We start from the raw sequence: 25,804 nt of genomic DNA, 5'->3' as shown, positions 1-25,804 counted from the left end.
AACGCTATGAAAGGTCCTTTCCTTGCAAAATTTGCAAGGAAAGGACCTTTCATAGCACCGCTAGTGGGTCACTTGTTGAAGCCCGGGTGCAGCTTGTACTGCGTCTGGGCGTTGAACTCGTTCTGCCGGACGAGCTTCGCCGGTGAGGTCCGCCAGTCGTTGAGGTCCAGGACGTCCAGGCCCTTCACGATGTCGGACGAGAAGATGTGGCCGTTGTACCAGTACGCCGACCAGGTGCCACCGCCGACGAGCTTCTCGTTCGAGAGCGGGCCCCGCTCCCAGTACGCGATCTCCTTCGGCCGCTTCGCGTCGGTGAAGTCCCACACCGAAATGCCGCCCTGGTACCAGGACTGGACCATGATGTCCTTGCCCGGCACCGGGATCAGCGAACCGTTGTGCGCCACGCAGTTCTCGGTCTCGGACTGCAACCGCGGGATCTTGTAGTAGCTGATGAACTCCAGCTTGCGGTTGTCGCCGCGGCCGGTGATCTCGTAGATGCCGTTGGCACCGCGAGTGGGGCCGAACTTCTCCAGGCAGGTCGCCATCCCGCCGCCGCCGAGCTCGTCGGTGAAGACGACCTTGGTGGCGTCGTTGTTGAAGGTGGCGCTGTGCCAGAACGCGAAGTTCACGTTGTCCTGCACGCGGTTGATGACCCGCGGCTTGAGCCGGTCGGAGATGTCGATCAGGACGCCGTCACCCATGCAGGCACCGGCCATCAGATCCTTCTCCGGCAGCGCCGTCAGGTCGTGGCAGCCGGTGGTCTCCGACCGGCGGGTGCCGTCGGGGTTGGGACCGCCGGGGTTGCCGCCGCCGTCGGCGGCCGGGAACATCACCGGCGTCGCGACGAGCGAAGCCTTCGCCGGGTCCTTCACGGGAACCTTGATGATCGACAGCTTGTCGTGCGGCGGCTGGCAGTCGGGCAGGTTCGCCGCCGGCGCGTACGACGAGACGTAGATGTAGACGTCCTTGCCGCGCTTGTCCGGCACCAGGGTGTTGGTGTGCGAACCGCAGTCGGTTTCGACCGCCGCGACGTACTTCGGCGCCGCGAGGTTCGAGATGTCGAAGATCTTGATGCCCTCCCACGCCGTCTTGTCCGACGCGGGCTTCGAGACGCTGTTGCACGAGTTGTCGCTGCGCGACGCGTCGGTCGAGAGGAAGAGCAGGTCGCCGGAGACCGACACGTCGTTCTGCCCACCGGGGCACAGGACCTGGCTGACGATCTTCGGGCGGTACGGGTTGCGGACGTCGTAGACGTTGAAGCCGTCGTACGTGCCGATGATCGCGTGGCCCTTGGTGAACGCGATGTCGGTGCCGGTCGAGTCCTTGGTGAACGGTCCCTGCTGCGGGACGTTCGCGATCGACCGGAGGTTCGGGCTGTGGACGATCTCGTCCACCCCCGGAATCGCGGTCGCCGACGGTTCGGCGATGACGGCCGGCGCGGCGAGCGCGCTGGAGGCCCCGAGGGCGGCGACGGCGACCGCCGACACGAAGCCCCTGGTCAAGCGGCGTTTCAGCCCAGGCTGCAGCACGATATGGCTCTCCTTCCACCCAGCTTTACGCGCACCTTATTCCTTATTTAGGCTCAGCAGATACCGACCAACGGAGGAACTCCCGGGATGAGAAAAAGTTTGACATCGGCGCTGCTCGTTGCCGCTTTCGTAGTCTCGGGCTGCGGTGGCGACGAAAACCCGGCCACACCGGCCCAGAGCGCACCGGTCATCGTTCCCGGAAAGCCCGGCGAGCAGGCGGGTACCGGTGTTCCCGGCCCGGTGAACCGCGATCAGCCCAACGAGGCCGACGTCGAGTACATGACGATGATGATCCCCCACCACCAGCAGGCGAAGGTGATGACCGACCTGGTGCCGGGCAAGACGGCGAACGAGCAGATCCGGGCCATCGCCGGCCGGATCTCGGTCGCGCAGGACGGCGAGATCGCGATGATGAAGACCTGGCTGGCCGACCGCGGCAAGCCGGTGCCGGGCGCGGGCCACGGCGACCACGGCGGCGGGCACGATCACGCGCTCATGCCGGGCATGGCGACCGAGGCCCAGCTGGCGGATCTGCGCGCGGCGAACGGGGTGGCGTTCGAAAAGCTGTTCCTCGACCTGATGATCGCGCATCACCAGGGCGCGCTGACCATGGCCGAAACCCAGCTCGGGAAGGGTGTGGAGATCAAGGCGCAGGAGATGGCGCAGGAGGTCATCACCGGCCAGACCGCCGAGATCGAGCGGATGAAGACCATGCGCTCGAAGCTCTAGCCCCTCCCGCGTTTAGTCCTCTGAATGCGGTAGTTGGCGTCGCGAACTACCGCATTCAGAGGACTAAACGCGGAGTCAGGCGTCGCCGGAGGAGCCCATGTCGAACCCGGAGTCGCCGGAGTCGTCCAGGGTGCCTGAGACGATCCAGGTCGCCAGCGCGGCGGCCTGGACGTAGGGCGCCGCCTTCGCCGCGGCCCGTCCGGCCGATTTGGCACGGCCCCATTTCTCCGGGCGTTCGGCGCGTTCCGGCGCCTCCTCACCCGGCGGACGCTCGGTCCGCCACGGGGTCTCCTCGGGCCGGACCTCGGCGAGGAAGTCCGCGGTCGGGTCTTCCCCGTCCTTACCAGCGTCCTTGTCGCTCATGGGGACAGCCTGACACCGCGGGCGGCCAGAAGCCACCCGCGGTGTGAAGCGTAAGAAAGCCGTCAGAACAGCAGCGGCAACAGCGCGTGGCGACGCTTGAGCACGGCGCCATACCTGGCGTCGATGCGCATCCACGAATCCGTCGCGGTGACGCGGACGACGTCGCCGTCGATCGTCGAGTCGACGAAACCCATCCCCGACAACGCGAACAGGCACCGCATCTGGACCTTGATCTCCTGCTCGCCGCCGGTGACGGTGAGCACCGTCTGATCCATCAGCGAGGCGGGCGGGTTGCCGTGCGGGCCGACGTTGTCGCGGGCCAGTGTGACGCCCCGATCGGCCAGCTCCGAGATCACCGTCGCCGGTAGTTCGTCCACCAGCTGCCAGCGGCCCGAAGCGGGCAGCTCGGAATGCCACATCAGGTCACGGGCCGGGCCCGGATCCATCCGCTCACCGCCGGCGACGGTCAGCGCGGCGAGCAGCTCGTTCCCGGATACGGTGACGTCCGACGGCGTGATGTCGCCGGCCACCGCCCTGGTGGCGAGGACCTCGAACGGGGTCGTGCTCCACGCCTCGACGACGCCGTCACCGCGCTGCCGAAGCCGCACCAGCGTGTTCTGGTCGAGCCGGACCGCTCTGGCCACGAACGCGCCGAGCGTTTCGCGGTCGCCCGCATCCGGGATGACGAGCTCAGGCATCCGCGAACCCCTTCTCCAGAAAGGCGCGTTCGTCCTCGGTCAGCCGCCGGGGCCGCTCCGACCCGGTGTCGTACGGCGCGAGCACCGTCTCCGCGGTGACCGCGACCTTGTCGGACCCGGCGGGCCCGGCGTGCACCCGGTAGCCGAGAGTGAAGCTGGCGTGCTTCAAGTCCTTCAACGAGATCTCCACCCGGATGTCCTGATCGGACACCACGATCGGCGAACGGTAATGGACGGCCAGCTTCACCACCACGATGCCCTTGGGCAGTTCGGTGAGCCCGGCCCGGACGGCGTCCCCGAACAACAGGGGGATCCGTGCCTCTTCGAGCAGGGTCACCAGATTCGCGTGGTTGACGTGCCCGTAGACGTCCATATCCGACCAGCGCGGCCGGATCAGGGAAATGTACGCCACTACCTCACCGTGCTCCGGATCTGCCTCGCCGCCACCGACAGCGTCGCCAGGTCGAGTTTGCCGAACTGGCTGATCTCGTCCAGCGCGACGCGGGCCCGCTGCAAGCGCGAAGCGTTCGTCTTCTCCCAGTGCGCGATCTTCTCGTCCGGGTCGGTGCCCGAATCGCTGTGCCGCAACGCGTCCAGCGTGATCGTCCGCAAGGAACCGTACACGTCGTCCCGCAACGCCAGCCGCGCGAGCGCGTGCCAGCGGTTGCCGCGTTCGAGACCGCTGATCGACGTCAGCATCTTGTCGATGCCGAGGTGGTCGGAGAGCGCGTAGTACAGGCCCGCGGTCTCCGCCGGGGTGTGCACCGCGTCGATGCCGGCCTGCTGCTCGGCGAGCTCCGCGACGTCGGTGACGTCGAGCAGGCCGAAGGTGTGCAGCAGGAGTGCCACGCGCTCCGCGAGTTCCGCCGGGACGCCCTTCTCGATCAGCCGCTCGGTGTTCGCGTCCACCGAAGCGCACTCGACACCGCGAAGCAGCTCATGCGCCCGCGGGGCCAGTTCGCCGACGACCCGGCCGAACCGGTTGATCTCGGCGAGCGGGGCCAGCGGCTGCGGCCGGTTGGTGAGGAACCAGCGGGCGGCCCGGTCGAGCAGCCTGCGGGTCTCCAGCATCATCTCGTCCGCGACCTCGGTCGGCACGACGTTGTCCAGCGCGTCGATCTGGGCCCACAGCGAGGGCAGGTCGTACACGTGGGTGACCACGGCGTACGCGCGGACGGCGTCGGTCGCGGTCGCGTTCATCTCCTCCATCAGGCGGAAGACGTACGAGATCCCGGCGCCGTCGACGACCTCGTTGGCCACCATCGTCGTGATGATCTCGCGCTTCAGCGGGTGCTGGAAGATCGCGTCGCCGAAGCGTTCCCGAAGCGGCTTCGGGAAGTACTCGGGCAGGCGGCGGGAGAACACCTCGGAGTCCGGCAGCTCGCTCGCCAGCAGCTCGTCCTTGAGGTCGAGCTTGACGTGCGCGAGCAGCGTCGCCAGCTCCGGCGAGGTGAGGCCGTCACCCGCCTTCTCCAGCGCGCGGAACTCCGCCGAACTCGGCAGCGCTTCGAGCTTCCGGTCGAAGGCGCCCTTCGCGACCAGCGCCGCGACGAGCCGCTGGTGCACCGAGACCATCGGACCGGCGTGCGCGCGGCTGACGCCGAGCACGGCGTTCTGCCGGTAGTTGTCGGCCAGCACCAGCTCGCCGACCTCGTCGGTCATCTGCTCCAGCAGTTCGTTGCGCTGCTCGGCGTCCAGCGATCCGGTCGAGATCAGGTGATCCAGCAGGATCTTGATGTTGACCTCGTGGTCGGAGCAGTCGACGCCGGCGGAGTTGTCGAGCGCGTCGGTGTTGATCTTGCCGCCCGTGCGGGCGAACTCGATCCGGCCGAGCTGGGTCAGCCCCAGGTTCCCGCCCTCGCCGACGACCTTGACGCGGAGCTGGTTCCCGTTGACGCGCACGGCGTCGTTGGCCTTGTCGCCCGCGTCGGCGTGGGTCTCGTTCTCGGCCTTGACGTAGGTGCCGATACCGCCGTTCCACAGCAGTTCGACCGGGGCCAGCAGGATCGCCTGCATGAGGTCGTTCGGCGCCAGCTTCGTGACGTCCTCGCCGAGGCCGAGCGCCTCACGGACCTGCGGGCTGATCGGGATCGTCTTCGCCGACCGCGAGAAGATCCCGCCGCCCTCGCTGATCAGCGAGCGGTCGTAGTCCTCCCACGACGAGCGCGGCAGGTCGAACAGCCTGCGCCGCTCGGCGAACGAGGTCGCCGAATCCGGGTTCGGGTCGAGGAAGATGTGCAGGTGGTTGAAGGCGGCCACGAGCCGGATGTGCTCCGAGAGGAGCATGCCGTTGCCGAAGACGTCACCCATCATGTCGCCGATGCCGACGACGGTGAAGTCCTCGGTCTGGGTGTCCTTGCCCAGCTCGCGGAAGTTGCGTTTGACGCTCTCCCAAGCACCCTTCGCGGTGATGCCCATGGCCTTGTGGTCGTAGCCGACCGAGCCACCGGAAGCGAAGGCGTCGCCCAGCCAGAACCCGTAGTTCGCCGAAACCTCGTTCGCGATGTCGGAGAACTTCGCGGTGCCCTTGTCGGCCGCGACCACGAGGTAGCTGTCGTCACCGTCGTGGCGGACCACGCCCGGCGCCGGAACGGTCTTGCCCTCGACGCGGTTGTCCGTCACGTCCAGCAGGCCGGAGATGAACATCCGGTAGCAGGCGATGCCCTCGTTCAGCTGGGCGTCGCGATCCAGGCCCGGGTCACCGGTGGCCGTCGGCGGACGCTTCACGACGAAGCCGCCCTTCGCGCCGACAGGCACGATGACCGCGTTCTTGACCGCCTGCGCCTTGACCAGGCCGAGGATCTCCGTGCGGAAGTCCTCCCGGCGGTCGGACCACCGCAGGCCACCGCGCGCGACGTCACCGAAGCGCAGGTGCACACCCTCGACCCGGGGCGAGTACACGAAGATCTCGTACTTCGGCCGCGGCTCTGGCAGTTCGGGCACCGCGCTCGGGTCGAGCTTGAGCGACAGGTACCGGCGGGAGTTCCCCTCGCCGTCGGTGACGTGGTAGTTCGTGCGCAGCGTGGCGAGGATGACCGCCATCAGCCGTCGCAGGATCCGGTCCTCGTCGAGGCTGGTCACCTCGTCGACCAGCTTGCCGATCTCGGTGGTCAGCTGCTCGGCCTGCGACGCGCGGGCCTCCTCGCCGAGCGAGAGATCGAAGCGGGTCTCGAACAACCGCACCAGCGCGGTGGCGATGTCGGTGTGCGCGAGGACGGTGTTCTCGATGTACTCCTGCGAGAACGGGATCTTCGTCTGGCGCAGGTACCGCGAATAGGCCCGCAGGATGGCCGCCTGACGCCAGGTGAGCCCGGCGCGCAGGACGAGTCCGTTGAAACCGTCGACCTCGCAGTCGCCGCGCCAGGCAGCATGGAAGGCGTCCTGGAAGCGGGTGCGGAGGTCGTTGTCCGCCTGGTCGAGGACCTGCGGGTCGATCCGCAGGCCGAAGTCGTAGATCCACGACCGGCCGCCGTCCTCGCGGCGCAGTTCGTACGGACGTTCGTCGACGACCTCGACGCCCATCCGCTGCAGGACCGGGAGCACCTGCGAGAGGGTGACACCTTCGCCGCGCAGGTACAGCTTGAAGCGCCGCTCCCCCGCCTCGGCGTCGGCCGGCAGGTAGAACGACATCGACAGGTCGCCCTCGTCGGTCAACGCCTCCAGGGCACGGAGGTCCGCGAGCGCTTCGAGCGCGGTGAAGTCCTCTTTGTAGCCCTCGGGGAACACCGCGGCGAACCGCTGCCCCTGTTCGCCCGCGGACTCCTCGACCATCAGGCCGATCGCGACGCCACTGTCGCCGGCGCGCTCGCGGCGCTCGGCGAGGATCGCCTCGACCATCCGGTCGTCCCAGCCGCGAACGGCTTCGTTGAGCCGTTCCTGGATGCGCAGGGTGTCCGGTTCGGACCGCTGCGACGGATCGGTGTGCACGATGAAGTGCACCTGCGCGAGCACGGTTTCGCCGATGCGCGCGCTGTACTCCAGTTGCGTGCCTTCGAGTTCTTCGAGCAGGACCTCCTGCATCGCGAGCCGCGAACGGGTCGTGTAGCGGTCACGCGGGAGGTACACGAGGCACGAGTAGAAACGGCCGTACGGGTCACGGCGCAGGAACAGGCGCAGCCGTCTGCGATCCGACAGCGTGATCGCGCCCGTCGTCGTCGAGTACAGCGAGTCGGTGTCGGCCGAGAACAGGTCCGCACGCGGCCAGTTCTGCAGCACCTCGAGCATCCGCTGGCCGGAGAACGACTCCATCGGGAAGCCCGCGCGGTGGATGACCTCGCGGACCCGGTTGCAGACCACCGGGATGTCCAGCACGTTCTCGTGCAGGGCGGTGGTGGTGAACATGCCGAGGAAGCGGTGTTCGCCGGTGACGTTCCCGTTGTCGTCGAACGTTTTCACGCCGACGTAGTACGGGTAGACCGGGCGGTGCACCGTCGACGGCGCGCTCGCCTGCGTCAGCACCAGCAGCGTCGGCGCGAGCGCGGACGCCGCCGTGTCGGGACCGGCGGTGAGGCTGCGCGCGGCCAGGCTGTCCTGGCGCAGCACACCCAGACCGGTGGCCAGCACCGCGCGCAGGGCGGGGTCGTCGCTGTCCGGATGCGGGTTGTCGATCAGCTCGTAACGGCGGTAACCGAGGAAGGTGAAGTGGCCGTCTGCCAGCCAGCGCAACAGCCGGGCGCCCTCCGCGACCTCGTACTCGGGCAGCTGCGGCGGATTCCCGTCCAGCTCGTCGGCGAGACGGCGAGCCGTCTCCGCCATCTTGTCGGTGTCCTCGACGACCTCGCGGACATCACCCAGCACCGACGACAGCCGGTTGTCCAGCTCGCGGGCGCGGTTCGGGTCCGTGACCAGGTCGATCTCGATGTACATCCACGATTCGGCGGCCGAGTTCGACGGCGGCTCCGCCGGGTCGGCGTCCGGGTGGACCTCCAGCAGCTCACCGGTCAGATCGCGGGTCACCACGACGATCGGGTGCACGATGCGCTGCACCTGCACCCCGTCCCGCGCGAACTCCGCCGCGACGGAATCCACCAGGTACGGCATGTCGTCCGTGACGACCTGCACGACCGTCGCCTCACGCGTCCAGCCGTCTTCGGGGCCCGTCGGGTTCAGCAGCCGCACCGCGGGACGGCCGGGCATCCGGTCCTTCGCCAGCTGGAGGTGCGAGCGGACGGCGCCGACGAGGTCGACCGGGTCGTCACCGAGAATCTCTTCGGCCGGGATGTGCCGGTAGTACAGGCGGATCAAGTCGCCGATCTCCGGGGCGTATGCCGCGGCGGCGTCGATCAGGTCGTCCCGGATCTGCTCCGGGTTCGCCGACCGGCGCCGGGCGCCATCCTCGGTGCCGACATCTTTTCCGGGCAGGGACGAGACTCCCGTCGAGCTCATTTGAGGCAACTCTCCACTGTAGCGAGATTGACACCGCGACCGGCACGACTCTGTACCGGCCCAGACCCAACCTACAGCTCCGGACAGTCGGCCCCACAAGGCCGGGTCCCTCCTGGCCGTCGAAGATTTCCCTGCTCAGATACCGGAATCGCCGTGATCGGTTCAGCTACTCGCCGGTCACGTCGACGGTCTGTCCGGCCCTTCCCGCACCCCGCCGCACCGGGGTGACCAGCACCCATTGCCCCGCGAGGGCGCGGCGGACGGTCCCACCGGGCTGGCTGAATCGTTCAAGCCACGTTCGGTTCCCGCCGAGGTGAAGCAAGGGACCTTTGCTATCGCGCGATCAGTCGCTTCCGTTGGTGCGGTGCCGGTCGTGGCCGTTGACCGGACGCTTTCCCGAGTCCTGGGAACCGAGCTGCTTCACGAGCGCGGCGGCGCTGGCGGTGCCCGCCTGGTGCTCCGCGAGCGCGCGGTGAAGCAGGTCGGCGAGACCGGCGTCCGGCGGCGGCTCGTCCTCCGCGATCGCGCGGGCATAGCTCTCCGGGAACGGCGTGATCGGCCGCCAGGAACCGGTGTCGGTCAACGGATCCAGCGCGGGCGGCATCCGCAACCGCGGCAGCCACGGATCCGCGACCTCTTCCTTGGCGCCCGGGCGAGGACTTTCCCGGGTTTCGCGGCTCGGCGGCGGGTCTTCCCGAGGCGGCGGCGCGAGCGGCACGGCGGGTTCGGTGTACTCGACCGGGGGCTGCTCTCGACGGGCACGGCCGGCGTCGGCGCGCTCTTCGGTGACGGGTTCCGGATGCACGGGATCCGCGGCGGCGTCCGCGCGACGGCGGCCACCGCTTTTCCCTCCGGTGCCCGAGATCCCGAGCCGGTCCAGCACCGATTTCGCCGCCACGGAACCGTGTTCGGCGTCGTGCCTGGTCTTGCGCGAAACGGGCGCCGAAGACCGGCGGGCACGCTCTTCGGCCGCCCACTCGTCGCTCTCCCACAACGGTGCGGCGGTCCCCGGCGGACGCGGAGTCCGGACCTCCGCCGCCATGCGCGGCCGGGGTTCGGCCGCGGGTTCGGGAGCGAGAAGCAGCTCCGGGGCCACGGATTCCGAGAACGCCACGGGCACCGGCTCCTCGGTGCGGACGGGCGTCTCAGTCGGAACGGGCGTCTCGGTGCGAACGGGCGCCTCGGGCTCGGGCCGCCGGCGCGCGGCCGGGGTTTCCGGCTGGGCGACCGCTGGTTCGGCCGCGACGGTCTCACGAGGCGCGGGAGCCTCCGGACGGCGTCGCCGCCCGGTCTCCAGACCCGGACGTGACACGGGCTCGGGCCGCGGCGCGGGCTCCGGCTTCGGCGGCGGCATCAGTTTCGGCGCGACAGGTTCGGCCCTGGGCTCGAACCGGATCGACGGCTTGGGTCGCTGAGGTTTCTTCGGCACCCGGCGACGCCAGTCGCTGTCGGACGCCGCCGCTTCCTGAGCAGGCTCGGGACGGGCCGGCGGTTTCAACACCGGTGTTTCGGTCTTTTCCACGACCGGTGTCACGGCAGGCTCCACCGGACGTGGCGGTTCGGCGGGACGGGGGACCTCGACGAGCGTCTGCCGCACCGGCGCGGGTTCTGTCTGACGGCTCTGCCGCACCCGCGCGGGTTCCGCCTGCCTGTTCTGCCGCACGGGCTGCGTCGGCTCGCGACGAACCGGCGGCTCGGCCGCGGCTCGCTTCGGGGGCGCCGCGTCGATCGGCGCCATCACCGCGGTCACCTCGGCCGGTTCCGGCGCCGGAACCCGCATCGGGGTGGCCGACGGCCTCCCGGCGACGGCCCGCAGGACGTCGTCGAGGTCGACAGCCGCGTTCTCGGCCGCGCCGAACTCGCCGACCAGGACGTTGCACGCCTGCCTGCGCGCACGCGAGTGCAGGTGCTCGGCGGCACGCGAACGATGGAGGCAGCCGATGGCCTCCTCTGCCCGTCCGAGCCGTTCCTCGATCTGCGCGAGTTCCAGCCACAGCCGTGCCGTGACGGCGTGCAGGTTGTGATCCTCGGTCGCGGCGACCGCTTCACGGACGAGCATGCCCGCGGCTTCCCCGGACCCCGCGGGAAGCAGGACACGGGTGGCCACCGCCAGCCGCAGCCATGCGGCAGGCGCGATCCCGGCGGCCCGGACGGGTGCGTCGAGGATCGGCTGCGCGACCTCCAGCGCCAGGTCCGTGTCGCCCCTGTCCAGCAACGTGCAGACGAGCTGCAGTGCCAGCCTGATCCGGACGAGACCTCCGTCGTCGTCCCGATTCGCGAGCTTTTCGAGCATGCCGAGCCCGGTCCGCGCGGCGTCGGCGGCCGACGTCAGATCTCCGTGACGGCGACGGTGCGCCGACACCCCGACCCGCAGCATCGCGCGGATCAGCAGTTGCGAGTCCGCCGTCATCGAGCCATCGCCGAGCACCAGCTTGTCCGCCTCGGCCAGCACCCGATCCAGTTCCGCCTTGCGGCCGAACTGCGCCAAGCAGCCGACGAGGTGACACAACGCCTCTGCCCGGTGCGCCGGTGAGACCGCCGGATCCGCCAGCAACGGACGCAGCGCGGCCAGCCCCGTCAACGGGATGCCGACACTGCGCGCGCAGACCGCCAAGTCGATCCGCAACCGGGCGGCGATGTCGCCGTAGCCCGCGTGTTCGGCGGCGCGCAGGGCGGCCACCGCCCTGCCGACCGTCCGGGGACGGCCACCGAGCCGCACCCGCGCGCTCACCACCAGGCTCTCCGCGCGGATCCACTGTTCGTCGGCACCGGCGGCCTCGGCGAGCGCTGCCGCGCGCTCCCCGAGGACCAAGGCGAGCTCGGGCGCCCTCAGGTGCAGGGCGTCCGCGCGTTCGATCAGCCTGCCGACAGCGGACAGGGTTCCCCCGGTGGCAGCCGTCCGCCCACCCACCAAGGTGGTGGGCGAGCCCGGCCGTTGGCGCTTGCTGGCTTCCACGGGGAACCCCCGGCCCTCAGTCGCGGGTCAGCTTGCGATGGGTGACGCGGTGCGGACGAGCCGCCTCGGCACCGAGACGTTCGACCTTGTTCTTCTCGTAGCCCTCGAAGTTACCTTCGAACCAGAACCATTGCGAGGGGTTCTCGTCGGTGCCTTCCCAGGCGAGGATGTGCGTCGCGACCCGGTCGAGGAACCACCGGTCGTGCGAGATGACCACGGCGCAACCGGGGAACTGCTCGAGAGCGTTCTCCAGCGAGCCCAGGGTCTCGACGTCCAGGTCGTTCGTCGGCTCGTCGAGCAGGATCAGGTTCCCGCCCTGCTTGAGGGTCAGCGCCAGGTTCAGCCGGTTGCGCTCACCACCGGAGAGCACGCCCGCCGGCTTCTGCTGGTCCGGACCCTTGAAACCGAACGCGCTGACGTAGGCACGCGAGGGCATTTCGGTCTGCCCGACGTGGATGTAGTCCAGCTTGTCCGAAACCACCTCCCATACCGTCTTCTTCGGGTCGATCCCGCCACGGTTCTGGTCCACATAGGACAGTTTGACCGTCTCGCCGATCTTCACCCGGCCGTCGTCCGGCTCCTCGAGCCCGACGATCGTCTTGAACAGGGTCGTCTTGCCGACACCGTTCGGCCCGATGACGCCGACGATGCCGTTGCGCGGCAGGTCGAACGACAGCCCGTCGATCAGCACGCGGTCGTCGAACCCCTTGCGCAGCTTCTCGACCTCGACGACCACGCTGCCCAGCCGGGGCCCCGGCGGGATCTGGATCTCTTCGAAGTCGAGCTTGCGGTGCTTGTCCGCCTCGGCGGCCATCTCTTCGTAGCGGTCGAGCCGGGACCGCGACTTGGTCTGGCGCGCCTTGGCGTTGGACCGGACCCAGTCGAGTTCGGACTTCAGCCGCTTGGCGAGCTTGGCGTCCTTCTTGCCCTGGACCTCGAGCCGCTCGCGCTTCTTCTCCAGGTACGTCGAGTAGTTGCCCTCGTAGCCGACGACGCGGCCGCGGTCGAGCTCCATGATCCACTCGGCGACGTTGTCCAGGAAGTACCGGTCGTGGGTGACGGCGAGGACGGCACCGGCGTAGTTCGCCAGGAACTGTTCCAGCCACAGCACGCTTTCGGCGTCCAGATGGTTGGTGGGCTCGTCGAGGAGCAGCAGGTCGGGCGCGGACAGGAGGAGCTTGCACAGCGCGACCCGGCGGCGCTCACCACCGGAGAGGTGGGTGACCGGCTCTTCCGGCGGCGGGCAACGCAGGGCGTCCATCGCCTGCTCCACCGCGGAGTCGATCTCCCACGCGTCGGCGTGGTCGAGGTCCTCCTGGAGCTTGCCCATCTCCTCCATCAGCTCGTCGCTGTAGTCGGTCGCCATCAGCTCGGCGACCTCGTTGAAGCGGTTGAGCTTGACCTTGATGTCGCCGAGACCCTCTTCGACGTTCTCGCGGACGGTCTTTTCCTCGTTGAGCTCCGGCTCCTGCATGAGGATGCCGACGCTGGCGCCAGGCTGGAGGAAGGCTTCGCCGTTGCTGGCCTGCTCGATCCCCGCCATGATCTTCAGAACGGTGGACTTACCCGCGCCGTTCGGCCCCACCACGCCGATCTTGGCGCCGGGGTAGAACGCGGTGCTGACGTCGTCGAGGATGACCTTGTCCCCGACGGTCTTGCGCACCTTCTTCATGGTGTAGATGAACTCGGCCATACAAGCGATCGTAGAGCGAGCCGATCGCGGCCTTGACGGCGGTCACCATCGAGCTACCGTCAGTCAGCCCGACATCACTGAACGAGCATCGGCACCGCCCGCCACGGGTGCGTCCTCCAGTGCGGTGACCATGGGATTCCCCACGGGCGGCGGGGACAGCGGGATCGCCCTCGGCCGGTCACGTCCCATCCGGTGGATCTCGGCCGAGCAACGCGCGAGATTGGGCCCGATGGAGAAGGCCTCAAGCTCAGGTAGACCCAGAGGCGCCGGGATCTCCTCCGCGGTCTCGGCGCCGCGCAACCGCCCGGCCACGATCACCGGATCGCCCTTGCTCAGGCAGGAGAACGCCGCCATCGCCAGCTTGCGCCAGCAGGTCACCTTGACCGCGAGCTGCCGCCCCTCGCCCCACTCCCCTCTTTCCTTGTCGTACCGGCGTTCGACACTCCGCAAGCCGAACGACACGACATCGTGCCCGTGCACCCGCTCCGGATGGTGGACCGGTTCGCTGGTCAGGTTGCCGATCATGGTCACCCACGTTTCGCCCATCGCCATCACACTCGCCTTTCTCCTCGTTCCGGGCCGCTCCCGGTGTTTCCCTTGATCACAAGACTGCCTCGGATCGAAGGGCGGAAAAGGACGCGAACCGGATCTGTGGACAACTCCGGGCGATGTGGGCTTCCTGTGGACAACTCGGGCTGAACGGCCGGCGTGGGCGCGGAGATGTGGTAGGCGACGGTCAGCGCCGGAGCGAGTAGTGGCCCTGCCTATGCCCGGCCGGCGCGAGTCCGGCCAAAGCGCTACGAGCCGGAACCCGGCCCCCGGCCCTGATCCGCGAGTTTCTTCAGCATCGCGTTGTAGGCGTTCAGATCCGCGTCACCCGAGGCGTCCTCGCGGCGATCCCGCCGCCGGGCCTCCCGTTCGTCCTGACGCGCCCACTGCACCAGCAGCGCGACCAGCACCAGCAGGACCGGCAGTTCGCCGGACGCCCACGCGATCCCGCCACCGAGCCGCTGATCGGTCAGCAGGTCGGTGACCCACGGCAGTTTCAGCCCGCGGTAGAAGTCCTGTCCGAGCACGGTCTGCATGCTCATCAGCGCGATGCCGAAGAACGCGTGGAACGGCATGGCGGCGAACATCATCCCGAGCCGCCCCAGCGGCGGGAGCCGTCGTGGTGCCGGGTCGACGCCGATCACCGGCCAGTAGAAGACGTATCCGGCGAGCAGGAAGTGCGCGTTCATCGCCAGATGCGCCCAGTGGTAGTTCAGCGCGGAGTCGAACAGGCCGGAGAAGTACAGGCCGTAGAAGGAACCGACGAACAGCAGCAGCGCGACGATGGGATGCGTCAGGAATCGCGAAAGCGGCGAGTGCACGAAGGCGAGGAGCCATTCACGCGGTCCGGGCGGGGCGTCCTTGCCCGCGGCGGGCAGCGCGCGCAGCGCGAGCGTCACGGGTCCGCCGAGTACGAACAGCACCGGCGCCACCATGGACAGCAGCATGTGGTTGCCCATGTGCACGCTGAACATCGCGGGCGCGTACCGGCCGATGCCGGACGACGTCGCGATCAGCAGCACGAAACAACCGCCGAGCCACGCGACCGTCCGGCCCGTGGCCCAGGTGTCACCGCGGCCCCGCAGCCGCCGGACTCCGGCGAGGTACAGCCCGGCGAGAACGAGCGCGAGCGTGCCGTAGACGAGGTCGAACCGCCAGTCCGTGAGCAGCCGGAAGACGGTCGGCGGACCGTAGAGGTCGTAGCCGATCAGCAGTTCCGTTGTCGACGGCTGGGTGAGCGATTCCTGCGGTGGCGGGGTCTTCGCGAGCCCGGTGGCGATGCCGATGGTGATGAACATGATCAGCACCTCGACGGCGGCGAGCCGCAGCAGCTGCCCGCCGCCCGCGCCGTTCACCAGCCCGGCGACACCCTTCTGCCGCTGCTGGTGGCCGAAGACACCGAGCAGCAGCAACGCGACGATCTTCGCGAGTACGAGCAGGCCGTAGTCGGTGGTGAACAGGTCGGCGATCCTGATCCGCACCAGCGCGTTGACGACACCGGAGACCGCCATCACGATCCAGCAGACCAGCGCCAGCTTGGAAAACCGCGTCGCGGCGAGCTTGAGGTTCTCGCCGCGGCGCCAGCCGAGCGCGAGCAACGCCACCAGGCCGCCGACCCACAGCGCGGCGGCGACCAGGTGGTACAGCAGGCTGTTGGTCGCCATGTCGTGCGAGCCACCGCTCGCGGAATGGCCCGTGACCGCGACCGGGACCAGGCCGCCGACGGACAGGAAGAAGACCACCGTCGTCCAGCCCCAGGTCAGCGCGAGACGGCAGCCGAGCGCGACCAGCAGCGCGATCAACGCGGTGAACAGCCAGGCCTTGGGCTGCTCGATGGCGTCGACGAGGTCGATCAGCACCTGCGGCGAGAGCACCTCGGTGAACGGGCGCCCGGCGCCGTCGGCCGCGGAGAAGAAGATCGACGCGGCGGCCGCGAAGAACCAGACCCATGCGGCGACGCCCGCGACACGGATGGCCGCGTAACCGTCGGCCGCGAGCGTGCCGGATTTCTGCGGCGGGACGAGGAACGCGGCGAGCAGCAGCGAACCCACGCACAGCACCGAAGCCGCCTCGGCCAGCACCCGGACGACGGTGATGCCGTAGCGGGTCACCAGTCCGGGATCCGGCAGGCCGGCGATGACGTAACCGGCGCCACCGGTCAGCGCGACCAGGCCGACGGCCACCACCGCGGCCAGCAGCGCACCGATCGACACCAGCGGCAGGACACCGGCCTTCCGCGCGGACGGGGCCGGTTTCGTCTCGGGGTCTGAACGCACGTCACGAGGGTATGCCGGGCGCGCAAGGGGCAAGATGGCGGCGTGCGGATCATCCTGCTGAGGCATGCCGAGTCGCTCGGCAACGTCGACGAGCTCGCTTACACCCGGATTCCCGACCACGCTCTCCCGCTGACCGAGGCCGGCCGCGAGCAGGCGAAACTGGCGGGTCCGGAGATCGCGGAACTCCTCGGCGGGCAACGACCGGCGGTCTACGTCAGCCCGTATCTGCGGACGCGGGAAACGTTGCGGCTACTGGACATCAGGGACGCGTGCGAGCGGATCGTGCCGGAGCCGAGGCTGCGGGAGCAGGACTGGGGAAACCTACAGGATCCGCTGGAGCAGGAGGTCCAAAAGCAGCGGCGCCACGAATTCGGGCACTTCTTCTACCGGCTCCCCTTCGGCGAATCCGGGGCGGACGTCGACGACCGGGTCGCGGCGTTCCTCAGCGAGCTGGCGGCGTGCGGCGAAGATCACCCCGAAACCGTGCTGGTCGTCTCGCACGGGCTGACCATCCGGTTGCTGTGCCGCCGTCTCTTCGGCTGGAGCATCGAGCTGTTCGAATCCCTGTCGAACCCGACGACCTGCGAATACCGCGTCGTCGAGCGTACGGATGGCAAATGGATGCTGGACCGCCCGTTTCGCCAGTGGCGCGACTCACCCGACGGGGACACGCAAGACTGACGGCGCGAGGAGCACCACCCGGGTCCCCAGTCCCGGCGTGGATTCGATCCGCGCGAAACCGCCGATTTCCGCCATCCGCGCGATGATCGAGTTCTCGAGGCCGAAGCCGCGCCGCCGGTCGCCGACATCGAAACCGGCGCCGTGATCGCGCACCGTCAAGGAAACCCCGCCGCCGATCTCCTCGACACTGACGACGGCCCGCCGGGTCCCGGAGTGCTTCAGCGTGTTGCGCAAGGCTTCCCTTGCCGAGTCGTGCAGGGCCATGGCCGCTTCTTCCGGGAGTTCCGGGGCACAGTCGTCCTGGATGACGACCTCGGCGCGCAGGCCTTCCGCGGCCATTTCGGCGGCGAGCAACCGCAACCGCTGGTGCAGTCCGATCCTCTCGGAGGATTCGTGCTCGAGGCTGATCCGGATGCGCATCGCCTGGGCGCGAGCGGTCCGGCGGACGCGGTCGAGGCTGGCCGCCGGATCGAGTTCGTCGGCGGGCGCGGGGATGGCGAACGACTCCATCACCTGCAGAACCGTGTCGTGGACGTCGCGGCGATGCCGTTCGCGTTCCGCCGCCCGGCCTTGCTGCTCCCCGAACCCGAGCGCGAACCGCATCGAAGCGCCGACCATGCCGACGATCGCGAGGGACGCCACCAACGCGGTCGCGAGGGTGAGGAAGAGCCCCAGCGTGGAGGCCGGGTCCAGCACGGTGTTCAGCGCCACCGCCCCGCCGGCGACCAAGGACCCAGCCAGCGCGCCACGCAACAGGGCCCAGATCATCACCGTGCCCATCAGATGGGTCCAGGTGATCGACGTGATCGCGACATCCGGCGAGATCAGCGCCGCCGCCAGGATGAAGAGGACGGCGAACCCGGCGTCGGCCACCGGCACCATTCGCGTACCGGCCGGAGACCGCCGGAAGGCCCAGACGGCTTCGGCGACGTTCGGCACGAGGTGCATCAGCGCGAACGCCCACAGCACCGAGGGCCCGCCGAGACCCGCCGACCACAGCGCCTGCGCCAGCATCACCAGCCGGAAGACCAGCGGGACCAGGACGAGCCGGGGCAACGTGGTCTGCACCAGTCGCGCCGGGATCCCGGGCACCTGGTGACGGCCGGTCAGGATCCCCACGCCGCCCCCGAGCATCAGCACCCTCACGCCGCTCCTCCCCGGATCAGCCGTCCTGAAACAGCGAACGAGTCGCATTCATTTCAGTTTACGAGCAATCAGCTTGCCCGCGTTACGGCGAGGATGTCAACGGCTGACGGGTTCGGAGGCCTTCTCCCGTTTGCCCGCCCGCGCCGCGGCCACCGCGGACGGCACGATGAGCGCGGCGGTCAGTCCGACGAACAGGAAGGACACCGAAAGCGACGTCACCTGCGCGATCCCGCCGATCAGGGGTGGCCCGGCGAGGAAACCGGTGTAGGCGATCGCGGTGACGAAGGCCAGTTCCCGCTCGCCTCCGGTGCCGTCCGCGCGTTTACCCGACGCGCCCGCGAGGCTCAACGCGATCGGGAAGGCCGCGGCCAGCCCGGCGCCCGCCAGCGCGAAGCCGACGAACCCGAACACGGGAACGCGGGCCAGCGCGGCGAGGACGAGCCCGGCCGCGGCGATCCCGGCACCCACCGCCAGCGCACGGGTCGCGCCGAAGCGGTTCTGAACCCAGGCGCCCGCGAGCCTGGCTAGCGCCATGGCCAGTGCGAATCCGGAATAGGCGAACGCGGCGGCGCCGTCGCCGACCCCGTGCACGGACGTCATCAGCAGGGCGGACCAGTCCGAACTCGCGCCTTCCGCGATCGCCGAGAACAACGCGATGGCGGCGAGCAGCCAGAGGACGGGCCGTTTGATCGGCGCCACCCGCGGCTTCTCGACGGGTTCGGTATGCGCGGGCCGCGCGCCGGGCACGGCGACGATGACGAAGGCGAGCACCACCAGCGCGGCCAGCGCTGCGACCGTGAGATGCCGCCCCGGTGACCAGTGGTGCGACGCGGCGAATCCGGCGGCGACGGAACCCGCCAACGCGCCGAAACTGAACCCGGCGTGCAATATCGGCATGATCGCGCGTCCGGACCGGCGCTCGACCTCGACTCCGGCGACGTTCATCGCCACGTCCAGCGCGCCGACGCTCGCGCCGAGGACGAACAACGCCCCGGCGAGCAGGGCGACCGACGTCGAGAAGCCGATCATCGGCAGCGCGGCGCAGGCGATGATCGTGCTGCCCGCGACCACGGCGCGGGCACCGTGCCGCTCGATCAACCGCCCCGAAACCGCGGCCGCGATCAGCATGCCGACGCTGGCGCCCAGCAGGGCAAGGCCGAAGACACCCGGCGAGGCGCCCACCCGTTCCGACAACGCGGGAGTCCGCGGCGCCCAGGAGCCGAGCGCGGCCCCGTTGAGCGCGAACACGACGAAAACGGCCGTACGGTCACGCATAGACCCCAGTCTCCTTCCGATTCCTCTTCCACCAGAATGACTTAAGCGCTTCAGAAAGTCCACCGGCTCCTGGCGGGACTAGACTGTTGCGGTGACCACCGCGCGACGGCGAAGGCCGACGTTGGACGATGTCGCCGACGCCGTCGGGGTGTCTCGGGCGACCGTCTCCAACGCCTACAACCGGCCCGATCAGCTGTCCGCGCAACTGCGCGAAGAGGTGCTTCGCGCGGCCAAGAAGATCGGGTACGCGGGGCCGAACCCGACCGCACGCAGCCTGGCCACCAGCCGCACCGGCGCGATCGCCGTCCTGCTCGACACGAATCTTTCGACGGCGTTCTCGGATCCCGCGTTGTCGCTCACCCTCGACGCCCTCTCGACCGTCGTCGATCCCGAGGGCCACGCCCTGCTGCTGCTCCCCGGCGACGGCGAGAGCGGCGGCCCGCGCGCGGAGCGGATCCTGACCGCGCAAGCCGACATCGCGGTGGCTTATTCGCTGCCCGACGGCGCGCCCGCGCTGAACGCGGTGCGGGATAGAAGCCTGCCGCTGGTGGTGATCGACCAGCCGCATATCCGCGGTTCGGCCAGGATCGGGGTGGCGGACCGGGCGGGAGCGGCCGCCGCCGCCCGGCATCTGGTGGAACTCGGGCACCGGCGGATCGGGATCTTGTCGGCGCAGTGCCTCTCGGCTCCCCGCGGCGGCGAGCTGAGCATGGCGGAGGCAGGCAACAGCCGCTTCCACGACAACCGCGAGCGGATGGCCGGCTACCTGGAGACCCTGGCCGAGGCAGGGATCCCGGCGGCGGACACACCGATCTGGGAGGCGTCGGGACTTTCGGCCGAAGCAGCGTTGCCGAGCGCCTTCGGCCTGTTGGAGCGGCAACCGCGGCCGACCGCGCTGTTGTGCATGTCGGACCTGCTGGCACTGGCGGCGATCTCGGCGGCGAGACATCTCGGGCTGTCGGTTCCGGGTGATCTTTCGGTCGTGGGCTTCGACGACGTCCCGCCCGCTCGGTGGTCCGAACCACCGCTGACGACCGTCCGGCAGGACCTCGCCGCCAAGGGGCGCGCGGCCGGTGATCTGGTGCTGACCCTGCTGCGCGGGGAAAAGACGCCCGCGCCCGCCGAGATCCCCACCGAACTGGTCGTCCGCGAGTCCACCGCGCCCGCCTAGCAGCCGATTTCGGCGAGCACAAGGCGGTCCCGGTGATATGTGGACAACTCGCCCCGATCGAGCGGCGCACAACTACTTATCCACAGAAGTAGAAATGCGGGCTGACAAAGCCTCCTCCTCGGGTCATCGTGGAATCACACATTCACCGACGGCACCCGAGCCGCCGAATCACGGGGGAGAACCCAGCCATGCAACGACGTTTGACGAACCTGCGCGCCCGCCTCCCGCACGTGCTCCTGCTGGCCATGTTCGGCCTGCTGACCAGCGCCGGAGTCGCGAACGCCACCACGGCGCCGCCCGAACCCGCCTGCCAGAAGGGCGAGTTCTGCGTCTGGGGCGAAGAATCGTACGGCGGCGCGGTGCACAAATTCGACCTGCGTACCTCCAATCCCGACGAATGCATTCCCTTACCCGAAGGCTTCGACGGGCATTCGTTCGTCAACCGGCTGAGCCGGGACGTGACGATTTACCAAAGCGAGGAGTGCACGACCGAAGGAGATTTCATCACCTATCCGGGTGGCGGCACCTACGTACCCCAGGGACCTTTCGTGATCCGCGCCCTCAAGATCTGGGACTGACCACCCCGGCGGTTCGTGCCGGTCACTCGCGGAAGAGTCGACTCGCGACCTGCACGAACCCAGGGGCCGCTCCCCCGAAGCGGCCCCGGCCCGTGGGCGCGTCACCCCGCGTCGTGACGCGCTCACGGGTGTTCCAAAAAACGGTGGGCTCGACCTGAAACGATCTGGCGGTGTCGAACGATCGACAGGTTGGCGACGGCTAAGCTGCCGATGCTGGGCGACACCCAACGTCGCCGACGTCGGCCCTCGTAGCTCAGCTGGATAGAGCAAGAGCCTTCTAATCTCTAGGTCGCAGGTTCAAGTCCTGCCGGGGGCACGCCGCCACAGGGAAACCCCTGGTCACGCAAGTGGCCAGGGGTCCCCCATCAAGTGCCGTCCGGGGCTCTCAGCCTGCCCGTGAAGGCCGAGGAAGCCCGACTTCCGTGACTCGGATCACCGTGGCGTAGAGCCAAATGGCGCAAGCGTCAAAGCCCGCCGAGGTTTCCCGATCCGGCGCCAGTAATTCACCAATGGGGCGACGCAGACCTGGATGTCGGCGAGGTCTCACCGGGTCGCGGCCTTCGTGTCGTCGTTTCTTTGCTTTGTTCACTTTGGACACGCAGCCGCCCCGCGAGCTTCGGTCTCGCGCGAGCTCGACCGGTCACGATCAGCCAGTCGACCGCCACGACGACGCCGAGCCACGGTGGCTTGCGTCGCCGATCAAGGCGCGTGACACACAACCAAGGAGGAAGATCGAGGCCAACCGAGCCGGCGAACCACCGCGAACAGCACGCGAGGCCCCGACGAGCGCCTTCACTTCCTGATCAGGTGACACCCCGTAGTCAGGGACACAACAGTGCTCGTTCCTGATCCAACCGACAACTGCGCACCGAACTGGTCGGTGAGGTTGAGCTGGGCGTCGCCTGCCTTGTTCACGTCGAGTGTCACGGTGGTGAACCCGGATCCACCCGCGACTTCGCGAACCACCGATTTGACTTGGTCCCATCGTGCGAGCAACGACGTTGGCGCATACCAACGCGGCAGGAACTTCTTGGCCGCTTCCTGCTCGTTCAACGCGGGGAACTGCGGTGCGCATCCGCTGAACTCAGCTGACCCAGGTTCCTCGGTCCACTGCGTGACACCGAACTCGGCGGTGAGGCGGTCCCGGATCGTGACGCGGAGCTTCTCGTAACCAGCGACGGCCTCGTCCAGCGTCGACCGGGTCGCCAGTTGTGCCTGTTGCTGCTGTTTCGACATCGAGGGTCCTGTGGGTTGTGGATCAAGGTACTGGTGACCGTCGCTGCACGCGGCCAGCAGCACGGCGCCGGTCAACACGGCCGCGAACAGCCCTACTCGTGACAACACGTGATCAACTTCCTAGTGGGCGGAGACCGCCAACTGCGGCCTGCCGGCCACGATCGCGGCGATATTGTGCTTACTGGTGCTGTCGACACCCTCCGGCGTGGTCCGGGTGTACTCGCTGTGCCCATGCGATGCGGCGAGTGGGCTTCCGTCCGGATCTGTGGCCGCATCCGCCGAGAGCTGGTTCATGCCGTCCATCGCGTACGGGGCACGTCCATACCGCCAGGTCTCCGGGACGTATTGGGCGACGTCGTCCCCGTCAGCCTTGATGTTGTAGGCGTGCCCTTCAGGAACCTTCAGGTCGCGCGCGGTGTTATCAATCCCGAAATGATCCGCCACACCGGGCGAGCCGAACACGACCGCATCATCGACCCCGGTAGCGCCATGGGTGAGGCTGATCCCCGTCACGATCGAACCTTGCGAATGCCCCAACGCGGTCAAGTGCGGATCTGTGGGACGCGAAGCGTTGATGCCCTGGTCGAACTTCGCGAGCTTGTCTCCGCCTGAAGCCGAGTTCTCGCCGGTGACCAATCCCAACAGGGAGCTCGGGTCATCGCCGGTGCTCGGCTCGTAGCCGATCCAGGTCACCGTGGCGACGTTCGACATGTCCCCACCACGGCGCAGCATGTCCTCCGCGCTGTGACGAACACCCTGCATGTCGTTCACATAGCCCGACAGATTCCCGTCGACGGTGGAGTTCATACCGGGAGTGAACACCGCGACGTGCTGTGCGGTGTCGACATCACCGTTGGCGATCGCCGCCTTCGGGTGATCACCGGTCAGGTCCAGCGACATCAGCTGCCGGTTCGGGTTCAGACTGCCGTCCGGGTTGTGCATCATGCCGGTGATCGAGTCGATCGCCTTCACCCGCTGTTCCAGGCGCGCGATCTCGTCAGAATCGCCGTCCTCCCGCCGGAGCCGCTCCAGTTCCGCGGTGAAGCTGCGTTTCTGCTGCTCGAGCAGGCTCAGGTTGGCTTTGCTGCGATCAGCGGCCTTCACCCCGTCCCGGTTACCGACCCAGTCCGGGTGCTGCGCGATCAGCTGCTTGCGCTGCGCCTCGGACAAGGCGGCCCACCACGCGGCGTTCGTCGACGGATCCGCTCCCACCGGCGGTGGAGCCAACACCGACAAGGCACCGTTCACAGCCCCCGAATTGCCGGCCGCGGCCAAGCTGGTGTTCTCGTTGTCGTTCCCCGTGGCGTCGATGACGTTCCCGGCTTCGATCCGCTCCAACACCGCACACAGGTCATCGTCGATGTCGGTGGCTTGCCGCAAAACCTGTACGACCCGATCTTTGAGCTCCTCGGCGAGCCGGGTTCGTTCCTCTGCCATCAGTTGCGCCCGCTCCGGCGGTACGTCCGGCACGCCGTTGTCGACGACCCCTCCGTCCGGGGCGATCGTGAAGTGATTGCTCGAGGCGATCACTTCGGCTTCCCGCACCCCGTTCTGCACACCTGTTATCGCATCGCCGGTGTCGCCTGCCGCTCGGCGCAGCGCCGCGATGTCGGCGGCATACTCCTCCAAGCCGTCGATGATCTGGTTGACCTCCGCGGCCGCAGCGCCGGCCGAGTCACCGTGCCAACCCTCAGGCGTGTTGATGTCGCGCAGATCATCCGAACACGCCACAAGTTTGTTGTAGGCAGCGTTGATCTCTCCGACCGCCTCCTGCAACACTGCCGGATTCCAGCGCGTCGCCTCACCCCAGCTGACCATTAGCTCGACTTCACCTGCCCCGGAGCTCGCACGCTCAGATCTGCCGCCGCGGCATCTTCCCGACTGGCATAGTGGTCCGCAGCCTTCGCCATATTTCCGGCATAGGCAGCAAGCCGGGATTCGAAGCCCGCCTGTCGAGACACCAACACGTGCTTGACCCGAGCCATCGCCAACGCCGCCCGCGACCCCGGCATACCAAGATCACCAGCCGGCACCGCGGTCGGGCATCCAGCGCCCCGTAACCCGTCGACAACCCCCTCTGCGGCCTGACCGGTGCCGCGGATCTTGTCGACCACCACCTGATAGCCCGTCACGAACGCCTCCCCGCCGTTGGTAACCAATGGTCACCTTACGACAGCGATGCGTGTCCACTCAACCCGTCAGCCTGCCCGTGAACAGCGAAAACAGTGTTTCGAGCCGATCTACCCACAACCTGGCAAGTAGGACTACTCAATCCTTAACACCAGTTGCCGGATCGCCGGAATCCGGTGATATCTCGCGGACGGCGGCCCGCTCGAGTCGGCCGGCCGACTCCAGAGCGCTCGTCTGACCCCGGCCATGAGCGGCTTTCCCGGCGAAGTGGTCCATCCGCGTCGCCTGTCGCTATAGGTTATCCCCATGTTCGTGCCGACGCCGACGCATCACGACCAGCAGCCGACCGCCGGACCGCCCTGGTGGCTGGTGATCGGGCCGGGGTTCGCCGCGCTCATCGGGCTGTTCCTGCTCACCGTGATCTACCGCTTCGACGGCTCGTCTGCCCTGCAGATCGAGCTGGGTATGTCGAGCCAGTCCCTGCTGCTGAGCGGGCTCGTCGCGTACCTCGTCGCGGCCGCGATCGCCTTCCCGGCGGGTCTGCTGCTCGGTGCGCGCTTCCCGACGTCGGTGACGGTGCCCGCGCTCTTTCTGATGCTCCTCGGCGTGGTGCTGGTCGCTTTCGTTCCGAGCAGCGGCCTGCTCCTCGTCGGGCGGGTGCTCAACGGGCTCGGCGCGGGCGCGGCGATCGGCGTGACGGTCGCGTTGATCCGGCGGCTCCAGTCCGGTCGCGGCGCCGCGACCGGTGCGGCAGCGGGCGTCGGTGTCCTTGCCTTGGTGATCGCACCGTTCCTCGGCGGGCTGCTCTCGGACGCTTTCAGCTTCCGCCTGGTGTACGTGGTGGCCGCGCTGTTCGTGGTCGTCGCGCTCGTCGTCACCGGTGTTGTCGGCATCGTCGCGCTGACGAAGGCGAAACCACAGGCGCGGCCGATGCCGTATCCGCCGCAGGCCTGACCTTCAGTCGCCGAGGCCCCGCAACGCCACGAGGACGTCGTCCGTCACGTCGAGACGGGCTTCCACCTCGGCGACCTTCGCGGCCACGCGCCGGTACGTCGCCCGGCCGCGGGCGCTGAGGTGCACGAGCACCCGGCGCCTGTCCGCGGCGTCGACCTCGCGGTACGCCTGCGCGGTGGTGACCAGTTTGTCGACCACCCTGGTCAGCGTCGGGGCGGTGGCCAGGGTCCGGTCGGCGAGGTCGGCCATGGCGAGGCCGCCCTTGCCGCTCAGCGCGTCCAGCACCAGCCACTGGTCCAGGGTGAGACCTTCCTTGGCGAGCACCTGCTCCACCTTGCCGGCGACGGCCCTGGCGGCACGGGTGAGCGAGCCGGTGAGCGACGTTCCGGCGGTCGCGACGCCGCGTGTCCCCATATCCCGTCCCCTTGCCAAAACCGGACACCCTCGCAATACTT

General features: G+C 68.6%; 20 protein-coding genes and 1 tRNA gene. 6 read left to right on the top strand and 15 right to left on the bottom strand.

The genetic code is table 11. The features are described from left to right. Positions 1-68 precede the first annotated feature (68 nt). Positions 69-1,529, bottom strand: a complete 1,461-nt coding sequence (locus DMH03_RS17120) for an LVIVD repeat-containing protein (RefSeq protein WP_125793040.1) — start codon at positions 1,527-1,529, stop codon at positions 69-71. Positions 1,530-1,616: 87 nt separating this feature from the next. Here DMH03_RS17120 and DMH03_RS17115 point away from each other — a divergent pair, with 87 nt between their 5' ends. Beyond that, complete coding sequence (locus DMH03_RS17115) at positions 1,617-2,258, top strand: DUF305 domain-containing protein (protein WP_125793039.1); 642 nt, start codon at positions 1,617-1,619, stop codon at positions 2,256-2,258. A 75-nt stretch (positions 2,259-2,333) separates the two neighbouring features. Here the strand turns inward: DMH03_RS17115 and DMH03_RS17110 are convergent, their stop codons facing one another. The 8 genes from DMH03_RS17110 to DMH03_RS17070 form a co-directional block, all read right to left on the bottom strand. Then, positions 2,334-2,621 (bottom strand): hypothetical protein, encoded by a 288-nt coding sequence (locus DMH03_RS17110; RefSeq protein WP_125793038.1) that lies wholly within the window; start codon positions 2,619-2,621, stop codon positions 2,334-2,336. A 62-nt stretch (positions 2,622-2,683) separates the two neighbouring features. After that, a complete protein-coding gene (locus DMH03_RS17105) occupies positions 2,684-3,319 on the bottom strand; it encodes a hypothetical protein (protein WP_125793037.1) in 636 nt (211 codons plus the stop codon). Continuing rightward, complete coding sequence (locus DMH03_RS17100; RefSeq protein WP_125793036.1) at positions 3,312-3,731, bottom strand: thioesterase family protein; 420 nt, start codon at positions 3,729-3,731, stop codon at positions 3,312-3,314. Before DMH03_RS17100 ends, DMH03_RS17105 begins: the two co-directional genes overlap by 8 nt. Beyond that, positions 3,731-8,704 carry an NAD-glutamate dehydrogenase gene (locus tag DMH03_RS17095; protein ID WP_125793035.1) on the bottom strand — a complete coding sequence of 1,658 codons (4,974 nt, stop codon included), beginning with the start codon at positions 8,702-8,704 and terminating at the stop codon, positions 3,731-3,733. Before DMH03_RS17095 ends, DMH03_RS17100 begins: the two co-directional genes overlap by 1 nt. Positions 8,705-9,047: 343 nt before the next feature. Continuing rightward, on the bottom strand, positions 9,048-11,660 hold the full coding sequence (locus DMH03_RS17085; protein WP_125793033.1) for a hypothetical protein: 2,613 nt from the start codon (positions 11,658-11,660) through the stop codon (positions 9,048-9,050). 16 nt (positions 11,661-11,676) lie between these two features. Then, positions 11,677-13,353 (bottom strand): energy-dependent translational throttle protein EttA, encoded by a 1,677-nt coding sequence (gene ettA, locus DMH03_RS17080; RefSeq protein ID WP_125793032.1) that lies wholly within the window; start codon positions 13,351-13,353, stop codon positions 11,677-11,679. A 63-nt stretch (positions 13,354-13,416) separates the two neighbouring features. Beyond that, complete coding sequence (locus DMH03_RS17075; protein ID WP_233611542.1) at positions 13,417-13,899, bottom strand: single-stranded DNA-binding protein; 483 nt, start codon at positions 13,897-13,899, stop codon at positions 13,417-13,419. Between the two features lie 251 nt (positions 13,900-14,150). Then, entirely contained in the window at positions 14,151-16,178 is a 2,028-nt protein-coding gene (locus DMH03_RS17070; RefSeq protein WP_125793030.1) for a cytochrome c oxidase assembly protein, read from the bottom strand. Positions 16,179-16,220: 42 nt separating this feature from the next. On the opposite strand from DMH03_RS17070, the gene DMH03_RS17065 reads away from it, so the two are divergent. Continuing rightward, positions 16,221-16,859 (top strand): histidine phosphatase family protein, encoded by a 639-nt coding sequence (locus DMH03_RS17065; RefSeq protein ID WP_125793029.1) that lies wholly within the window; start codon positions 16,221-16,223, stop codon positions 16,857-16,859. On the opposite strand, the gene DMH03_RS17060 is transcribed toward DMH03_RS17065, so the two are convergent. Continuing rightward, positions 16,833-17,993, bottom strand: coding sequence for a sensor histidine kinase (locus tag DMH03_RS17060; RefSeq protein ID WP_125793952.1), 1,161 nt, complete (start codon positions 17,991-17,993; stop codon positions 16,833-16,835). The genes DMH03_RS17065 and DMH03_RS17060 overlap by 27 nt on opposite strands. Before the next feature lie 108 nt (positions 17,994-18,101). Next, on the bottom strand, positions 18,102-19,280 hold the full coding sequence (locus DMH03_RS17055) for an MFS transporter (RefSeq protein ID WP_125793028.1): 1,179 nt from the start codon (positions 19,278-19,280) through the stop codon (positions 18,102-18,104). Between the two features lie 121 nt (positions 19,281-19,401). On the opposite strand from DMH03_RS17055, the gene DMH03_RS17050 reads away from it, so the two are divergent. From DMH03_RS17050 to DMH03_RS17040, 3 genes are all read left to right on the top strand, one after another. Then, a complete protein-coding gene (locus DMH03_RS17050; RefSeq protein WP_125793951.1) occupies positions 19,402-20,451 on the top strand; it encodes a LacI family DNA-binding transcriptional regulator in 1,050 nt (349 codons plus the stop codon). 188 nt (positions 20,452-20,639) lie between these two features. Then, entirely contained in the window at positions 20,640-21,029 is a 390-nt protein-coding gene (locus tag DMH03_RS17045; protein ID WP_125793027.1) for a peptidase inhibitor family I36 protein, read from the top strand. A gap of 242 nt (positions 21,030-21,271) precedes the next feature. Then, positions 21,272-21,345, top strand: a tRNA-Arg gene (locus tag DMH03_RS17040). A 476-nt stretch (positions 21,346-21,821) separates the two neighbouring features. Here DMH03_RS17040 and DMH03_RS17035 read toward each other — a convergent pair. The 3 genes from DMH03_RS17035 to DMH03_RS17025 form a co-directional block, all read right to left on the bottom strand. Further along, entirely contained in the window at positions 21,822-22,265 is a 444-nt protein-coding gene (locus DMH03_RS17035; RefSeq protein WP_125793026.1) for an LppA family lipoprotein, read from the bottom strand. Between the two features lie 120 nt (positions 22,266-22,385). Then, positions 22,386-24,083 (bottom strand): alpha/beta hydrolase, encoded by a 1,698-nt coding sequence (locus DMH03_RS17030; protein WP_125793025.1) that lies wholly within the window; start codon positions 24,081-24,083, stop codon positions 22,386-22,388. Next, positions 24,083-24,397, bottom strand: coding sequence for a hypothetical protein (locus tag DMH03_RS17025; RefSeq protein WP_125793024.1), 315 nt, complete (start codon positions 24,395-24,397; stop codon positions 24,083-24,085). The genes DMH03_RS17030 and DMH03_RS17025 overlap by 1 nt, the downstream gene beginning before the upstream one ends. A gap of 304 nt (positions 24,398-24,701) precedes the next feature. On the opposite strand from DMH03_RS17025, the gene DMH03_RS17020 reads away from it, so the two are divergent. Then, a complete protein-coding gene (locus tag DMH03_RS17020; protein ID WP_125793023.1) occupies positions 24,702-25,349 on the top strand; it encodes an MFS transporter in 648 nt (215 codons plus the stop codon). 3 nt (positions 25,350-25,352) lie between these two features. Here DMH03_RS17020 and DMH03_RS17015 read toward each other — a convergent pair whose 3' ends face one another. Next, positions 25,353-25,763, bottom strand: a complete 411-nt coding sequence (locus tag DMH03_RS17015) for a MarR family winged helix-turn-helix transcriptional regulator (protein ID WP_125793022.1) — start codon at positions 25,761-25,763, stop codon at positions 25,353-25,355. Positions 25,764-25,804 lie beyond the last annotated feature (41 nt).

It is taken from the genome of Amycolatopsis sp. WAC 01376 (assembly GCF_003947415.1).
Taxonomy (GTDB): Bacteria; Actinomycetota; Actinomycetes; order Mycobacteriales; family Pseudonocardiaceae; genus Amycolatopsis.
Note: the sequence above shows the minus strand (reverse complement) of the source record. Positions and strands in the feature narration are given on the sequence as shown.